General features: G+C 69.6%; 1 protein-coding gene and 1 other annotated feature. The gene reads left to right on the forward strand.

From position 1 onward, the window contains the following. Positions 1-27: 27 nt before the first annotated feature. A protein-coding gene (locus CFP66_RS46840; protein ID WP_094932053.1) for an IS3 family transposase occupies positions 28-1,292 on the forward strand; the annotation gives its coding sequence in 2 pieces (ribosomal slippage) (positions 28-331 and positions 331-1,292; 1,266 coding nt in all). Continuing rightward, positions 327-461, forward strand: a sequence feature (AL1L pseudoknot). Its footprint overlaps the gene before it by 135 nt. Positions 1,293-1,319 lie beyond the last annotated feature (27 nt).

Here is a 1,319-nt window from a genome sequence, read left to right on the forward strand (position 1 = left end):
CCTGACCTTGGAAACGAGGATGGAGCCATGCCGAGGGAGCAGCCGCCGGGCAAGCCGACCACGCGTCGGTACTCCGAGGAGGAGAGGGCCGCCGCGGTGCGGATGGTTCGGACCCTGCGGGCGGAGTTGGGCAGCGAGCACGGCACCGTGAAGCGAGTGGCCGAGCAGCTGGGCTACGGGGTCGAGTCGGTGCGGTTGTGGGTGCGGCAGGCCGACATCGACGACGGCCACGAACCCGGTGTGACGACCGACGAGGCTGCTCGTGTGCGGGAGCTCGAGCAGGAGGTCCGGGAGCTGCGCCGGGCGAACGAGATCTTGAAGCGGGCTGCGAGTTTCTTCGGGGCGGAGCTCGACCGCCAGCATCGCAGGTAGTGGCGTTTATCGACGCGAGCCGCGCCGAGGTGGTCGAGGGACGTCCGCTCGGGGTCGAGCCCATCTGCCGGGTCCTGCAGGTGGCCCCGAGTACCTATTACGCCGCCAAGACCCGTCCGCCCTCGAAGCGGGCCTGCCGGGACGCCGAGCTGATCGGGCAACTGATCACGTTGTGGGAGAACAACTACCGCGTCTACGGGGCGCGCAAGCTATGGAAAGCCGCCGGCCGGGCCGGGCTGGACGTGGGCCGTGACCAGGTCGCCCGGCTGATGCGCGCAGCGGGGATCGAGGGCGTGCGGCGGACCAAGAAGGTGCGCACCACTCGCCCCGATCCCGTCGCCGCGCGGCACCCGGACCTGGTGGGGCGCCGCTTCGAGGCCGAGGCGCCCGACCAGCTGTGGGTCACAGATCTGACCTACGTTCCGACCTGGGCCGGGGTGGCCTACGTGTGTTTCATCGTCGACGCGTTCTCCCGCACGATCGTCGGGTGGCGGGTCGCCTCGCACATGCGCACCACGATGGTGCTCGACGCGATCGAGATGGCCCGCTGGTCACGGGGCACGGAGCTGGACGGGCTGCGGTGTCACTCCGATGCGGGGTCGCAGTTCACGTCGGTGCGCTACGGCGAGCGGCTCGCCGAGATCGGCGCCGTGCCGTCGATCGGTTCGGTCGGCGACTCGTACGACAACGCCCTGGCCGAGACCGTGAACGGCTACTACAAGGCCGAACTCATCCGCGGTCCTGCGCGGCAACAGCCGTGGAAGACCGTCGCCGATGTCGAGCTCGCCACGCTGGGCTGGGTGCACTGGCACAACACCGCGCGTCTGCACGGCTACCTCGACGACCGGCCGCCAGCCGAGTTCGAGCAGGCGTTCGACGCTGCCCAACGGGACGACCACGAAACGGTCGAAATCCCATAGAACGGGCCTCCATCAGACCCAGGACGA

The organism is Pseudonocardia sp. MH-G8 (assembly GCF_002262885.1).
Taxonomy (GTDB): Bacteria; Actinomycetota; Actinomycetes; order Mycobacteriales; family Pseudonocardiaceae; genus Pseudonocardia.